18 protein-coding genes are annotated in these 13,730 nt (G+C 51.8%); 8 read left to right on the top strand and 10 right to left on the bottom strand.

Features of this window, described 5'->3' with window-relative positions; all coding sequences use genetic code 11:
- Positions 1–4: 4 nt before the first annotated feature.
- Positions 5–283: a cupin domain-containing protein gene (locus tag OMQ46_RS01655; RefSeq protein ID WP_266235304.1), complete on the bottom strand. Its 279-nt coding sequence runs from the start codon at positions 281–283 to the stop codon at positions 5–7.
- A 142-nt stretch (positions 284–425) separates the two neighbouring features.
- On the opposite strand from OMQ46_RS01655, the gene OMQ46_RS01650 reads away from it, so the two are divergent.
- Entirely contained in the window at positions 426–1,004 is a 579-nt protein-coding gene (locus tag OMQ46_RS01650; protein ID WP_266235303.1) for a YigZ family protein, read from the top strand.
- Here OMQ46_RS01650 and OMQ46_RS01645 read toward each other — a convergent pair.
- From OMQ46_RS01645 to OMQ46_RS01615, 7 genes are all read right to left on the bottom strand, one after another.
- On the bottom strand, positions 994–1,626 hold the full coding sequence (locus tag OMQ46_RS01645) for a class I SAM-dependent methyltransferase (protein WP_266235301.1): 633 nt from the start codon (positions 1,624–1,626) through the stop codon (positions 994–996). The genes OMQ46_RS01650 and OMQ46_RS01645 overlap by 11 nt on opposite strands.
- The gene (locus OMQ46_RS01640; protein WP_266235299.1) at positions 1,626–2,348 is read right to left on the bottom strand and encodes a DUF445 domain-containing protein; all 723 of its coding nucleotides are present in this window, start codon (positions 2,346–2,348) and stop codon (positions 1,626–1,628) included. The genes OMQ46_RS01645 and OMQ46_RS01640 overlap by 1 nt, the downstream gene beginning before the upstream one ends.
- Positions 2,341–2,625 (bottom strand): hypothetical protein, encoded by a 285-nt coding sequence (locus OMQ46_RS01635; protein WP_266235298.1) that lies wholly within the window; start codon positions 2,623–2,625, stop codon positions 2,341–2,343. Before OMQ46_RS01635 ends, OMQ46_RS01640 begins: the two co-directional genes overlap by 8 nt.
- A 17-nt stretch (positions 2,626–2,642) precedes the next feature.
- On the bottom strand, positions 2,643–3,944 hold the full coding sequence (locus tag OMQ46_RS01630; RefSeq protein ID WP_266235296.1) for a M18 family aminopeptidase: 1,302 nt from the start codon (positions 3,942–3,944) through the stop codon (positions 2,643–2,645).
- Between the two features lie 65 nt (positions 3,945–4,009).
- Positions 4,010–4,447, bottom strand: coding sequence for a hypothetical protein (locus OMQ46_RS01625; RefSeq protein WP_266235294.1), 438 nt, complete (start codon positions 4,445–4,447; stop codon positions 4,010–4,012).
- A gap of 42 nt (positions 4,448–4,489) precedes the next feature.
- Complete coding sequence (locus OMQ46_RS01620) at positions 4,490–4,924, bottom strand: hypothetical protein (protein ID WP_266235293.1); 435 nt, start codon at positions 4,922–4,924, stop codon at positions 4,490–4,492.
- Positions 4,921–5,391, bottom strand: a complete 471-nt coding sequence (locus tag OMQ46_RS01615; RefSeq protein WP_266235290.1) for a YcgN family cysteine cluster protein — start codon at positions 5,389–5,391, stop codon at positions 4,921–4,923. The genes OMQ46_RS01620 and OMQ46_RS01615 overlap by 4 nt, the downstream gene beginning before the upstream one ends.
- Here OMQ46_RS01615 and OMQ46_RS01610 point away from each other — a divergent pair.
- The 3 genes from OMQ46_RS01610 to OMQ46_RS01600 all read left to right on the top strand — a co-directional run bounded on the left by OMQ46_RS01610 (position 5,390) and on the right by OMQ46_RS01600 (position 8,805).
- Positions 5,390–5,869 (top strand): DUF6231 family protein, encoded by a 480-nt coding sequence (locus OMQ46_RS01610; RefSeq protein WP_266235289.1) that lies wholly within the window; start codon positions 5,390–5,392, stop codon positions 5,867–5,869. The genes OMQ46_RS01615 and OMQ46_RS01610 overlap by 2 nt on opposite strands.
- A 79-nt stretch (positions 5,870–5,948) precedes the next feature.
- Positions 5,949–8,036, top strand: coding sequence for a polyphosphate kinase 1 (gene ppk1, locus OMQ46_RS01605; protein WP_266235287.1), 2,088 nt, complete (start codon positions 5,949–5,951; stop codon positions 8,034–8,036).
- A gap of 7 nt (positions 8,037–8,043) precedes the next feature.
- Positions 8,044–8,805, top strand: a complete 762-nt coding sequence (locus OMQ46_RS01600) for a ParA family protein (protein WP_266235284.1) — start codon at positions 8,044–8,046, stop codon at positions 8,803–8,805.
- Here the strand turns inward: OMQ46_RS01600 and OMQ46_RS01595 are convergent.
- Together OMQ46_RS01595 and rlmKL are read right to left on the bottom strand one after the other, a co-directional pair.
- The gene (locus OMQ46_RS01595) at positions 8,802–8,963 is read right to left on the bottom strand and encodes a hypothetical protein (protein WP_266235282.1); all 162 of its coding nucleotides are present in this window, start codon (positions 8,961–8,963) and stop codon (positions 8,802–8,804) included. The two genes, OMQ46_RS01600 and OMQ46_RS01595, sit on opposite strands and share 4 nt — an antisense overlap.
- A gap of 87 nt (positions 8,964–9,050) precedes the next feature.
- On the bottom strand, positions 9,051–11,252 hold the full coding sequence (gene rlmKL, locus OMQ46_RS01590) for a bifunctional 23S rRNA (guanine(2069)-N(7))-methyltransferase RlmK/23S rRNA (guanine(2445)-N(2))-methyltransferase RlmL (protein ID WP_266235280.1): 2,202 nt from the start codon (positions 11,250–11,252) through the stop codon (positions 9,051–9,053).
- 48 nt (positions 11,253–11,300) lie between these two features.
- Here rlmKL and yhbY point away from each other — a divergent pair, with 48 nt between their 5' ends.
- The 4 genes from yhbY to OMQ46_RS01570 all read left to right on the top strand — a co-directional run bounded on the left by yhbY (position 11,301) and on the right by OMQ46_RS01570 (position 13,726).
- A complete protein-coding gene (yhbY, locus tag OMQ46_RS01585; RefSeq protein WP_266235277.1) occupies positions 11,301–11,594 on the top strand; it encodes a ribosome assembly RNA-binding protein YhbY in 294 nt (97 codons plus the stop codon).
- Positions 11,595–11,598: 4 nt separating this feature from the next.
- Complete coding sequence (locus OMQ46_RS01580; protein ID WP_266235275.1) at positions 11,599–12,195, top strand: nitroreductase family protein; 597 nt, start codon at positions 11,599–11,601, stop codon at positions 12,193–12,195.
- Positions 12,196–12,207: 12 nt separating this feature from the next.
- Entirely contained in the window at positions 12,208–12,669 is a 462-nt protein-coding gene (locus OMQ46_RS01575; RefSeq protein WP_266235273.1) for a pentapeptide repeat-containing protein, read from the top strand.
- A gap of 82 nt (positions 12,670–12,751) precedes the next feature.
- Positions 12,752–13,726, top strand: a complete 975-nt coding sequence (locus OMQ46_RS01570) for a DUF481 domain-containing protein (RefSeq protein WP_266235272.1) — start codon at positions 12,752–12,754, stop codon at positions 13,724–13,726.
- Positions 13,727–13,730: the final 4 nt, after the last annotated feature.

Here is a 13,730-nt window from a genome sequence, read left to right as displayed (position 1 = left end):
GCGTTCAGCCGAATTGATAATGTTTACGCAAATCCTGTTTGATGTGCCAGCGACAGCTCAGGCCGGCAGCGAAAGTCACCAGATCACCGGCTTTGATGGTCACCGACTCGCTACCATCATCAGCGGTGACAGTGACTTCGCCCTCCAGGATGAAGGCGGTTTCTTTTTCATCATAATGCCAGGGGAATTCTGATGCTTCTTTTTCCCAGATGGGCCAGGCATAAACGCCGAGTTCAGTGAGGCGCGACTGGTCAGGCTGATGTTCCACTTGAATGGCTTTCATAATTGTCTCCTGCTATGACTCTCTCATCTCCGCCTCAATCGGCAGCGGTGGATATGAAAGATCAACAAGCCCTAGTGCTAAAACGCGTGTCGTGGAGCGATATGTTAAATTGTTGCCTCGTTTTTTCCTATAGCTGCAAACGATGGCCTCCAAGTTCAACACCATTCACCGCGCCGCGGAAGCCGATTATGAAATCAAAAAATCACGCTTTATTGGCGTGATCATGCCCTGCCAGTCAGAAGACGAAGCACTGCGCAAACTGGGGCAGTTAGCCCGTCAACACCCTAATGCCAATCACCTCGCCTTTGCCTGGCGGATTCGTCAGCCGGAAGGATTCCTAACTGAACGTTTTCATGATGCGGGTGAACCCTCAGGTACAGCCGGGAGGCCGATTCTTGCGCCGCTGGAGGGCGAAAACCTGATTAATGTCGTGGTCGGTGTTGTGCGTTATTTTGGGGGTATCAAACTGGGCACCGGCGGACTGACCCGTGCCTATGGCACTGCCGCAAAAGAGGCCATTGCCGCCGCAAATATCAGTCCCTGGGTAGAGATGGCGACTTTGAAACTCGATATCGAGTACCCGCAACTGCAACTGCTGGAATATCAGCTAAAGCAGATTCATGGTGAGATCATCGACCAGCAATTCACAGATAAAGTGAGTTTAATCATCTCCCTTCCTGCCTCGGAGAAAGAAGCTATCCAGCAGCAATTCAGCGCTTGAGCAGCACCAATCTACCGTCAATTACAGGCTCTGAAAATCCATATTTATCAGAAATATAAGAAATAGTATTAGCGTGATAAATGAAGACGTGGGTCGGGTCGTTTTTATAATTCCAGCGATGAAAATCAACCCCTTCCTGATACAGCTCGGTCATGCACAGCAGCACGCCTGAAGGTTTTAACAAGCGACTGAGCAAGGCAAAACTTTCCGCCGGGCGGTGGAAGTGTTCTATCACCTCACAGCTGCAGATATAGTCGTACTGCTGTTCCAGCAAAGCGGGATGATCAAAAAACAGCGGATCATAGGCCTGAATGTCATAGCCCTGCTCAGCCAGTACATGCGTTATGACAGGCGCATGTCCGGCCCCGAAGTCGAGACCTTTATGGGCGGGACTGAAATGCCGTTTGACCTGTTCAGTGATGGGAGAGACAAAGCCCTCAAAGCGCGGGTCACTGACATCGTTCAAATGTTCCAGATAACGCTGTTTTTCTTCACCCCTGTCCGGCCAGCTTACCGGATCTTTGATAATGGCCTGACAAGTCTGACACTGGTAGTAATAACGCTGTTTAAAATCATAAAACAGACTGCTGTGGCTGCCGCACAGCGGGCAAATTGGCGCCATTACAGAGGCAGAAAACTGGTCGCCAGCCCTATCAGGCCGCCAAAAACCCCGCCCCAGACAACCAGCCAGCCCAGATGCTCGCGAATCATACGCTGGATGATATCTTTCACCATTGGCGGCGTCAGTTCATCCAGCCTGGATTGCACGATAAGTTCAATCTGACCGTGAATGTCATCAAATACCGGGTTGCTGCTGAGCTTGGCTTTGACACTGGTTTGGAAAGAATCGCTGTGCGCCATATTGTCCAGTGCCACACGCATTTTATCTATAAATGGCTGTTTCAAGGCTTCCAAAGATTTCTTGCCGCCAAACATCGACAGCATGCTGCCGAAAGACGATTCCATGATGGTATCGACCAGACTGTCGTAGGCCGGTGCCAGATCGGTCTGCTCAATCACATCGCTGAAATCAAGCCGGTGCTGGGCATTATCCCTAATCAGCTCGGCCATAAACCGATCGACATTGTCTTTGCTGAAAAACTGCGACATCACCAGCTCGTGAATACCGGACTTAAAGTCTTCAAAGCGGGCTGAAATAATGCCCGACCCATAAAGACCGGGCACCTTTTCAAACAGCATATGAATCGCAAGCCAGTTGGTGATGCCCCCTGCCAATGCAAACAGGCCGGTATTCAGAATCGGATCGCGATAAGGCGCTGGCGCCATGAACCCGCCTGCCACAAAAACTGCGGCAAGCAGGTTAGTGATCAGGCTTTTATTCATTGGTCCATTTGGTCAAAGCATCCACGATCTGGCTGGCCTGGTCACGGCTGGAAATATTGAATTTGGAACGCTGGCTGTATTCACCATTACGCTTCTGATAACGACGGATAGTGTATTTATCGGGACCAAAGTCACCGGTTTTGCGATCCAGATCCTGATAGCGGAACATCACCGTGGCCCAGGCACCCTTGGTCAGTACGACCTTGTCCAGCTCTTTGACTGTCATGGTCTCGCCTTCGAAATATTCAACGGTCAGTTCATCTACGTTTTCAGCCATATAATAGGGTTTCCTTTTTAATGAGAAGTTTGCTGATAAAAAGCGGTCAGGACCTTGTGCAGCATCTCGGCATCGCGACTGCCGGCCATTTCCCGAATCGAATGCATGCCATAAGTGGGCACACCAATATCCAGTGTACGAATGCCGATATTTGAGGCGGTAATCGGACCAATGGTGCTGCCACAGGCCATATCAGTACGGACCACGAAGTCCTGTACCGGCACATCCTGCTGATTGCAGAGCTGACGGAACACGGCGCTGGTCTCGCTGCTGGTGGCATAGCGCTGATTGGCATTGGTTTTTATCACCGGGCCGCGATTCAGAATCGGGCCATGCTCGGCATCATGCTTGTCCGGATAATTTGGGTGAATCGCATGGGCATTGTCGGCAGAAATCATCATCGAGCGGTCAATCATGCGCTGATAATTTTCCGGTGTCTGACTCAGGCGCTGCAGCACTGAGTGCAGGAATGTACCCTGTGCGCCGCTGCTGGACTGGCTACCGACTTCTTCATGATCATTACAGATTAGTAGGCCCGGCCGTCTGCCATCCGCTTTAAGAATCGACTGCAGTCCGACATAGCAACTGAGCAGGTTATCCAGTCGGGCACTGCTGATAAAGTCGCCATAGAGGCCGGTCAATGCGGCCTTCTGGGTATCGTAGAAACAGATTTCATAGTCCAGCACTTTGCCAATCTGGCGATCCGGATATTGCTGCTGACACTGTTTCTCCAGCAGGGCACGGAAATCGAGCGTGTCGCCCTCCTCCAACTGGCACAGTACCGGCGGCAGATGCAGCTGCGGATTCACACTACGGCTTTGGTTGGCTTCACGGTCCAGATGAATAGCCAGGCTGGGAATGACAGCAACCGGACATTCGAAATTAATCAGCAGCTGTTCGATTCGACCGTTTTCTGCTTCAACACTGACTCTGCCTGCCATCGATAAATCACGATCAAACCAGGGGTTTAACAGTGCGCCGCCATAGACCTCGACCCCCAGTTGCAGCAACGTCTGCTGGACTTTCTCCGGCTTGGGTTTGACCTTGAGACAAGGACTGTCAGTGTGAGCACCAACCATATGCATACCGGTCTGCGTGAGCGACTCCCCGTTGAGGGTGAAAGCAATGATCGAAGCATCATTGCGGGTCACGTAATATTTGCCTGCCGGCAGTTCGCCCCAGCTATCCCCTTCTGACAAGCCTGTGAACCCCTGCTCCTCAAGCAGGTTTTTCATCGCTGCTACCGCGTGATAAGGCGTCGGAGACTGATCGAGAAAATCGCACAGCCCTTGATTGAATGTGTTGCTAGAATGAGCCATAACAAATCTTTATGCAGGGAAGTGTCCGGTATGATACCGATTTTAAACAGGCGGTTCGACAATTGTTAGTCTTTAACCGGACGGCCGCGGTACATTCTGGCTGGCTTTTTGACCGCTTCTTTATTAGCTTTTTTCAGACTTGGGATTACCCTTTTAGTCTCTACTTCCGCTCCCCTGTACATGCGCTTGCCGGACACAGCGGCTTGATCAGCATGATGTAAGCCAAGTGCGGCCAACAGATTTTCAGCGTCCTCGACAAAGGCCTTTGAAGGCAGAGGCATAGTCACATCCTGCTGAAAAGAAAACCTGGCTACCTGCATAAACGGTAGCGAATGGATAACCGACTTACCGCGTTCCCGACCATACGACAGTGCACAGATACGTCCTTTTTCAATCACGATATGGCAGGCTTTGTTGTCAGTGGTGGTAATAAAAAAGGTGCCGGTTTGTGCCTCATGACAGACGCTGGCCAGTTGTTTGAGAACGTCCGTATTCGCGCTCATAGGTGGTAACAGCCCGATGATTAAGAATGGTTGTGCACCAGATTACATGACATCGTCATCATTATCATCGTTTAATTTGAATGTCGCCCGTTTTGACAGGCCACCATGCAGGCGACAGCGTGTTGCCAGTGCCCCCATACCCCAGGCTTCAGGGGGACGGATGGCGACCGAGCGTTTGCAGCGCTTGCCACCTGGCAACTTGGCACCACAGGGAGGACGGTAGCGTTTGATTTTCTCCCAGCCCTCCAGCGTTTGAGTCGCTTTGCGAATAGATTTAACTTCACGCGGAGATAACTGTGTCTGGTCGACGGGATGCGTTTCCTGATCAGTATGACGCCACCAGTAACGTACTACCGGTACTGGCAAGCCGAAACGTCGCGCGAGATCATCGGGTTTGCGATAAATTTCCAGTTCCAGTAACAGCAGCGCTGCCTGTTCCAGACGGGCGGTAAACTCGCGGCTTTCTTCAGGTGTCATGCATCTGGGTCGGGTTCATGACTGAGTTTGATAACCGCCTCATTCAGATCATCTACGTCCGATTCCGGCTGGGCAAACTCGCGGACTGAAATGCCGGCTTTATGTACACTGTCAGGATCACCGGTGATCAGCGGATGCCAGTCCGGTAAGGGCTCACCTTCCGCCAGCAGACGGTAGGCGCAGGTTGAGGGCAACCAGTCGAAATAATGCGCGTTCTTAATACTGAGTTGAATGCAGTCGGGGACGATGGACTGACGGTTTTCGTAGTCCTTGCAGCGACAGCTGTTGATGTCGAGCAATGAACAGGCAGCGCGGGTGTAATACATACGCCCGTCATCCTCATCTTCCAGTTTGTGCAGACAGCAGCGGGCACAGCCATCACAAAGGCTCTCCCACTCATCATGAGTCATCTGACTCAAGCGTTTGTGTTTCCAGAATTCAACAGATGTTTTATCCTGATCAATCATGACCAATTCAGTTGCCCTATCCAGCCTGCTCGCGCCGTTTGTCAGTCAGTTCAACCCCAGGTCGATTCTGACTGCCGGCGACACGGCGGCAATGTGTCTGCAAAAGGATAATGATACTAAATTGCAGCATCTGAAGACACCATTCAGCCAGGATCAGTTGCGTAACACACAGCCGGCCGACCTTGCCGTTATCAGCCATCTGACAGAATCGATGGAGAAAGCGGCCGCACAACAATGGCTGGGCATGGTGAAAAACCGTCTCGCCCCACATGTCATTCTGATCAGCCACCCTGCGATTGCCGATAATAAAGGTTGGGAGCTGACTGACTACCTGGCGATGGGGTTCCGACATCTTGCTGGCACCGAAGACGGATTACAGGTCTTTACTTATGCCATTGAAAATTATCAGCCTAAACGTGACTGGCTCAACAGCCGTTACTGGGCCAACCCCGAAATGTACGACAAATACCGCTGGTAACGCCTGTCGTCATCTTGCTGTCACAAAGCGAAGCTAGACTATCAAGGATAACTACGCCTCAGGCGCTCAAGAAGGAATTATGAAACAAGAACAACCCATCGATCTGAACAACCCTGAGCTCTATATTAATCGCGAGCTGAGTCTGCTCGAGTTCAACTGGCGGGTTTTGCAACAGGCATTGGATAGCAGTGTGCCGCTGCTGGAACGCCTCAATTACCTGTGCATTTCCAGTACCAATCTCGATGAATTTTTCGAAGTGCGGGTGGCCGGCCTGATTCAGCAAATTGAAATCGGCGACCCCTATATCGAAGCTGATCAGGTCACGGCACAGGAATGCCTGAGATTAATCAGTCAGCGCGCTCACGAACTGGTGGAAGAACAGTACCGGGTACTGAATGAGGTCTTGTTACCGGAGTTGGAGGAGCAATCAATCCGGGTGTTACCGCGATCACAATGGAATGATGAACACACCAAGTGGCTGCAGAACTACTTCCAGGAAGAAATTCTGCCGATCCTGAGCCCGATGGGGCTGGACTCCGCTCACCCCTTCCCGCGCCTGCTCAATAAGAGTTTGAATTTTATCGTCTCTCTGGTGGGTAAAGATGCCTTCGGTCGCGACCGTGGCTACGCGATTTTACAGGCCCCGCGTGCATTACCCCGCGTGATCCAGTTCCCACAGGAGCTGTGCCAGCCCGGTGAATACAAATTCGTATTCCTGTCATCGATTATCCATGCCTTCGCAGAAGATCTGTTCTTCGGTATGAAAGTGAAAGGTTGCTATCAATTCCGTGTCACCCGCAATAGTGATCTGGCTATCGATACCGAAGAAACCAGTGACCTGCTGGCCACCATTGCCGATGAATTAACCCAGCGTAACTACGGTGATGAAGTCCGGCTTGAAATTGCCCACAACTGCCCGGAAGATATGGTTGAGTTTCTGCGTAATGAGTGTGCCATGGAACGGGACAATGTCTACCTGGTCAACGGCCCGGTAAACTTGAGCCGGATCCAGGCTGTGTGCTCACTGGTTGACCGGCCCGATCTCAAGTTCAAGCCATTTACGCAAGGCCGTCCGGAAGGCTTGACACCGGATGTCGATATATTTGCGGCGCTGCGCAAGCAGGATATGCTGCTACACCATCCTTATCAGTCCTTTACCCCGGTCATTGATTTGCTGCGTCAGGCTGCTGCTGACAGCAGTGTGTTGGCGATTAAACAGACCCTGTATCGCACTGGTGCCAAATCGCCAATCGTTGATGCGCTGGTGACGGCGGCACAGGCAGGTAAAGAAGTGACAGTAGTCATTGAACTTCGTGCCCGCTTTGATGAGGAAGCCAACGTCGCACTGGCTGCCCGCCTGCAGGAAGCCGGTGCCCACGTTGTGTACGGTATCGTAGGCTATAAAACCCACGCCAAAATGCTGCTGGTATTACGCCGTGAAAACAGTAAGTTACGCCGCTATGTTCATCTGGGTACCGGGAACTATCACCGGGGTACCGCCCGCGTTTATACCGATTATGGCCTCTTGACCTCGGATAAACAGATTGGCGAAGACGTCAACAACCTGTTCATTCAACTCACCAGTCTGGGTAAAATTCCGCAGATGCATAAACTGCTGCATGCACCGTTCACCCTGCATGAAGGCCTGTTGAAAAAAATCGAACGGGAAATCGAACATGCCGGAGCTGGCAAGCCCGCCCGCATCATTATCAAAGTAAACGCCGTGGTCGAGCAGGAAATGATCCAGGCGCTTTACCGGGCATCGATGGCCGGCGTCAAAATTGACTTGATTGTGCGCGGTATTTGCTGCTTGCGGCCCGGCGTCAAAGATTTATCTGAAAATATTCATGTGCGTAGCATCATCGGTCGTTTTCTCGAGCACACCCGGGTATTTTATTTCGAAAACGGTGGCAACCCGGAAATCTGGTGTGGCAGTGCAGATTTGATGAAACGCAACCTGCTGAGACGCGTCGAGACTTGCTTTCCAATCGAGTCCAAAAAACTGCGTCAGCGCATTCTTGACGATCTGGAAACCTACCTGTCTGACAATAGCCAGGCTTGGATCCTTAACGCCGATGCCCGTTATCAGCGGGTAGAAAAAACCGAATCGGAGCCTGCAATCGCCGCACAGCTCTCTTTGCTGGAACAAATGGCCAAGACCTACTGAGGCCATTGTGGAGACGATTGCATTTTTCAACCTGAAAGGCGGCGTCGGTAAAACGACGTCAGCGGTCAATATTGCCTGGCATGCGGCCAGTGAAGGTATTCCTACGCTGCTATGGGATCTGGATCCTCAGGGTGCGGCCAGTTGGCTGTTAAATGCGCAAGCCAAAGAAAAAACCCGCCCAAAAAAAATACTCAGTGGTAAAACGCCCATCGGCGAGTTGGTGCGTAGCACTGATTTTGAAAATCTGGATGTAATCCCATCAGACTTCTCTTTGCGTCATCTCGACCAGCAACTGGCCACGCAAAGCGAACAGGGTAAACGTAATCTGATTGCCAAACTGGTTGAGCCTTTTGGAGAAAATTATGCGCTGGTGGTACTGGACTGTCCGCCCAGCTTTTCTTTATTGACTGAGCAGGTGTTTGAAACCGCAGACTCGCTGTATATCCCGATTATCCCGACGCATTTGTCCTTGCGTACTTTTGAACAGACGCGGGACTTCTTTAAAGAAAACAAGCTCAAACCTAAACGACTGCATGCTTTTTTCACCATGGTAGATCGCCGTCGCAGCCTGCATCGGGTGATGCTGACTCATCCACCCAAAATGCTGAAAAATGGTCTGCCCACACCCATCCCCTATGCCGCAGCGGTGGAACGCATGGGAGATTATCGAGCCCCCCTGCCCGCATTTGATAGTGCCTCGCCGGTGAGCCGTGCTTATGCACAACTCTGGCAAGATATCAAAGCAACACTGAAAGAGTTTTCAGCTTAATCATTGGCCTGACAGACATAACCTTCCGGATTATCCTGCAACCACTGCTGGTAGGTCTGTATGGATGTGGTGAATTTAGGAAAATATTCATTGCCCTGATCCGGACCGAACATTTCCCATTCCTTGAGAGAATTGAAATGGCGTTCTGCTGGTGACATGGCGTTATCCCGTTGTTTAAGTCAGGCACATCATGCGCATCTGATATGACAATTTGATGTGAATCTGACGGGAAATCCCGTAGAGAATCAGTCGCTTTTTGTCACCAGCCAGCACTGGTGAACTTTCTTATTACGTTCAAAATCCCTGGGTATGGTCTGGGCAGTAATATCTTTTAAGCTCACCCCTTCCATTACATTAAGTGCCATTTTGAAGTCACGCCGGTTAGTGGAGAAAATCAACTGGCCACCGGGTTTCAGCAAATTCGCCGCCATCTGAATCAAGCTGACATGATCGCGCTGTACATCAAACACCCCATCCATCCTGCTGGAGTTGGAAAAGGTCGGCGGATCGAGGAATATCAGATCAAAGCGCTCAGCCTCCTGCTGCGCAGCCTGCAACCATTCCAGACAGTTGGCACGAATAAATCGGTGCTGTTCGCCATCAAAACCATTCAGCTGCAAATTGTCCTGTGCCCAACCCAGATAAGTGTTGGACATGTCCACACTGGTGGTACTGGCAGCGCCGCCTGCGGCCGCATAGACAGTCACAGATCCGGTATATGAGAACAAGTTGAGAAAATCTTTGCCTCGCGCCATATTCATCAGCATCAAGCGGGTATCGCGGTGATCCAGAAACAGGCCGGTATCCAGATAGTCTTTCAGATTGACCCAGAACTTGAGGCCATTTTCTTCAACTTCGAAGCGTTTGTTCTGTGCTGCCTGGGCTTCATACTGATTAGCACCGCGCTGTTTCTGTCTGACTTTGAGACTGACGCTGCTGGCCGGCACTTCCAGGACATCGGGAATGATATGCATGGCCTCTTTCAGGCGTTCAACGGCTTTCTGCGGATCAATCTGTTTGGGCGGAGCGTATTCCTGCACATGCACCTGATCGTCGTATACGTCGATGGCCAGCGCATAATCAGGCAAGTCGGCATCGTAAATGCGGTAGCAACTGACCTTGTTCTTACGTGCCCACTTCGCCATGTGTTTGATATTTTTCTTCAGGCGGTTTGCGAACATATCACCCTGCTCGCTGATTTCAACTTCCTGTAGATCCGGCGCCGTATCACTGATTACTGGCTCCGGTATAGCCTGTGTCTGATTTGTCTGAGTCACCGCTTTACTGGCGCGGTAGAACAGCACTTCACATTCAATCGGACCATTATCAAAAGGCACACTTTCGAACAAAGTCAGGCCCGTAAATTTGCCGAGTTGCGGCTTGTCGGTAATGATCGCGCTGCGCCAGCCCGGCAGAGACTCACGCATAATATCGCCCAGACTCTCATAAAGCCGGGGCAGACTATCGGCATCTCCCATGCGTTCACCATAAGGCGGATTACAGACCAGCAGCCCCATTGGCGGCAGCGCCTGTGCTTCAGCCGGCCAGTCCAGCAATCTGCGTTGTGCAACCTGAATCCAGTCACTGAGACCCGCTTCGGCAATATTGGCCCGTGCAGCCTCCACCGCTTTGGGATCCGCATCTCCGCCCAGAATCACCGGTATTCTGGCCAGACCTGCCTGACGTCGACGCTCGGCGTCCGCCTTAAGTTTTTTCCAGGCGTCTTTGTCGTGCTGCTTCCAGTAGATGAAACCGAAGTAATCCCGCAGAATCCCGGGTGCAATATCGGCGGCCATCATCGCCGCTTCAATCAGAAAAGTCCCGGAACCACACATCGGGTCAATTAATGCCCAGCCCTGTCGAGCCAGTCTGGGCCACTCAGCACTCAGCAAAATGGCCGCGGCCAGATGCTCTTTGAGTGGTGCTTCGGTGTTACGCGCGCGGTAACTGCGACGGTGCAGACTCTCACCGGATAAATCGATGCTGATGGTGGCCTGATTGTGTCGCAGGTAGACATTGATGCGAATATCCGGCTGGTGAAGGTCAACTGAAGGACGAATCCCGGTCAGCGCGCGAAAACGATCCACAATCGCGTCTTTGACTTTCTGCGCGCCGTATTGATTGTGTTTGATTTTGGAACGGAAACTGTTGAAATCCACCGCTAGGGTGCCCTCTTCCGCCTCAAGATGATCTTCCCAGGGCAAGGCCGTGACACCCTCGTAAAGTTGTTCCGGCGATTCAGCACGAATGGTGGCGATAGGCATCAAAACACGTATGGCAACGCGGGACCACAAACAGACTTTGTAGGCATCCTCCAGACTGCCGGTGAAACGGATGTTACCCTGTTCCTGCTTGCTTTGTTTGATGCCGAGTTGCTTGAGTTCTTCAGCCAGCAGCGGCAGCATGCCGCGCGCCGCTGTGAGCGTGAACTTGTGTTGTTTAGCCATATTGGGTTCCTGTTATACTCCGCATATTTTAAACAGGTAACGCACTTCATGGCAGTCACGGATAAACAAAAACGCTACCTCAAGGGGCTGGCGCACTCTCTCAAGCCGGTAGTGATGGTCGGTAACAGCGGTCTCACCGAGTCGGTTGTCGCGGAAATCAACAATGCGCTGGAACATCACGAACTGATTAAAGTCCGTATTAGCGGCCAGGAGCGCGCAGAACGCAAGGCGATGCTGGACGAGATTGCGCAAACCACCGGTGCCGATCTGATACTGGTTATCGGCAACATCGGCGGTTTCTACCGCCCTGCCAAAGATCCGTCGATTCAACTACCCAGGTAACAACATGATTCAGAAACCAGCGGACACCGAACAAGACATTGATACTTTACTCGCCGAACGCTGGAGCGGCCGGGCCTACGATCCGGACCTTGAGGTGAGCGAGGAACACATTGTGGCACTCACGGAAGCGGCCCGCTGGGCGCCCTCCTGTTCCGGTGAAGAGCCCTGGCGTTACCTGATTTGCAACAAGTTCACTGATAAAGCGGCCTGGGACAAAGCCTTTGATTCGCTGATGCCTGGTAACCAGACCTGGGCGCAGGACGCCCCGCTGCTGATTCTTGCCGCCTCGGTCACCGAATTCCGCGAAAAGGACAAAAATAACCCCTGGGTTGGACATGATACTGGCGCCGCCAGCCTCAGCCTCTGTCTGCAGGCCACCTCACTCGGCCTGATGAGTCATCAGATGGGAGGGTATGATCCGGACAAAATGCGGGCAGCGTTTAGCATTCCGGATAACATTCGCCTCTGGTCGATGATTGCCATTGGTCACCCGGCCCCGCTGGACAGCCTGACTGAAGAACAGATGGAACGGGAACTTAAACCGCGTCAGCGCCGTCCATTATCCGAACAATTCTTCCGCGGGAAGTGGCCCGCAGCGTAGCAGGAGACAATCATGAATAAAGCGCTTCTCATCCTTGGTCTTATCATTGCCGGCAGTGCCGCAGCTTATGAAAAAGTCTATCTGGACAGACTACTGGAAACCCGGCAGTGCAATTTCTGCAACCTCAGTGAGGCCGAACTGAGCGGCAAGGATTTGAGCGGCGCGGATATGAGCGAAGCTAATCTGAAAGGTATCGATCTCAGCCATGCCAAACTGGTCGGTGTCTGGTTTACTCACTCTCGCATGCAGGGCGCGAATCTGGAAGGCGCTGATATTTCCGGTTCGCTGATGGATTACGCCGAACTCAATGGTGCTAATCTGAAAAATACCAACCTGTCCGGCACCCAATTGATTTTCGCTGATCTGCGAGATGCTGACCTCACTGGTGCGAATATTGAAGGTGCTCAGATGCGTGGCATTCTGTACTGCAATACCATCATGCCCGATGGTGAGATAAATAATAACGACTGCTGATTTTTTTCAGTTCCTGTCAGGTATAATCCGCGGGCAGCGTCATTTGACGTTGCCTTTTTTATTTCTTTACAGGAACTTATCCGTGTCTTTTAAATGGCTTTCTATCCTATCAACCGCGCTGCTGTTGCTCTTCTTACTGAGCTTTCCGCTGCAGGCGGCACCGTCTCAGATAGAACTCATCAATGGTGATCAACTTAGCGCTGAGATCCTCAGCCAGACTGAGGCACACATCCTGATCAGCCATCCTGTCCTCGGCGAACTTAAGCTCGACAAAAATCAGGTGATGGCAGTCAGACAAACAGCCGCACTCCCCGAGCAAAGTGAGACGGTAGACGTGGCCGATACCGTCACAGAGCAGTCGGCTGACAACGAAGATAACGGACTTTTTGGCAGCGGCGTCCTGGTGAATTGGAAGCGTCGGGTAGATTTGGGCATTGCAGGCAGTGCCGGTAAATCCAAAAATCATCAGGTCAACATCGGTTTCAGTGCCGATTATGACAGTGGCTACACCCGCATTTCGCACAAGAGCGCCTATTTCCGCGCCAAGTCCGAAGAGGCACTCTCGGATCACAGTTTCTTTTCCTCTATTAACCGTGACTGGCTGCGGCCGACGACGCCCTGGTTTCATTTCGCCGGTGGGCGTGTTGATTGGGATGAGTTCAAAGACTGGGATTTGCGCGTCAACGCTAACGGTGGTGTCGGCTATGAATTTGCCAAAACCGAAAACTGGATGCTGCTGGGCCGCAGTGGTCTCGGTTTCAATCAGACTTTTGGCGGCCAGCGAGAAGAGTTCACCCCGGAAGGTCTGATCGGCCTGGAAACCCAGTGGAAGGTGAATGACTACCAGCAAATCGAGTTTGCAAACAGCTTTTACCCCAGTCTGCGGGATACCTCCGAGTATCGTAACCTGACCTCGCTCGATTGGGTGCTTGATCTCAACAGTTACGTCGGAGTCGCCCTCAAACTGGGCTTACTCAACGAATACGACTCGGCCACCGAAGAAGGCATTAACAACAATGACTTTAAATATACTGCGTCGCTGGCCTGGAAACTGTAAAATA

It is taken from the genome of Methylophaga sp. OBS1 (assembly GCF_026319365.1).
Note: the sequence above shows the minus strand (reverse complement) of the source record. Positions and strands in the feature narration are given on the sequence as shown.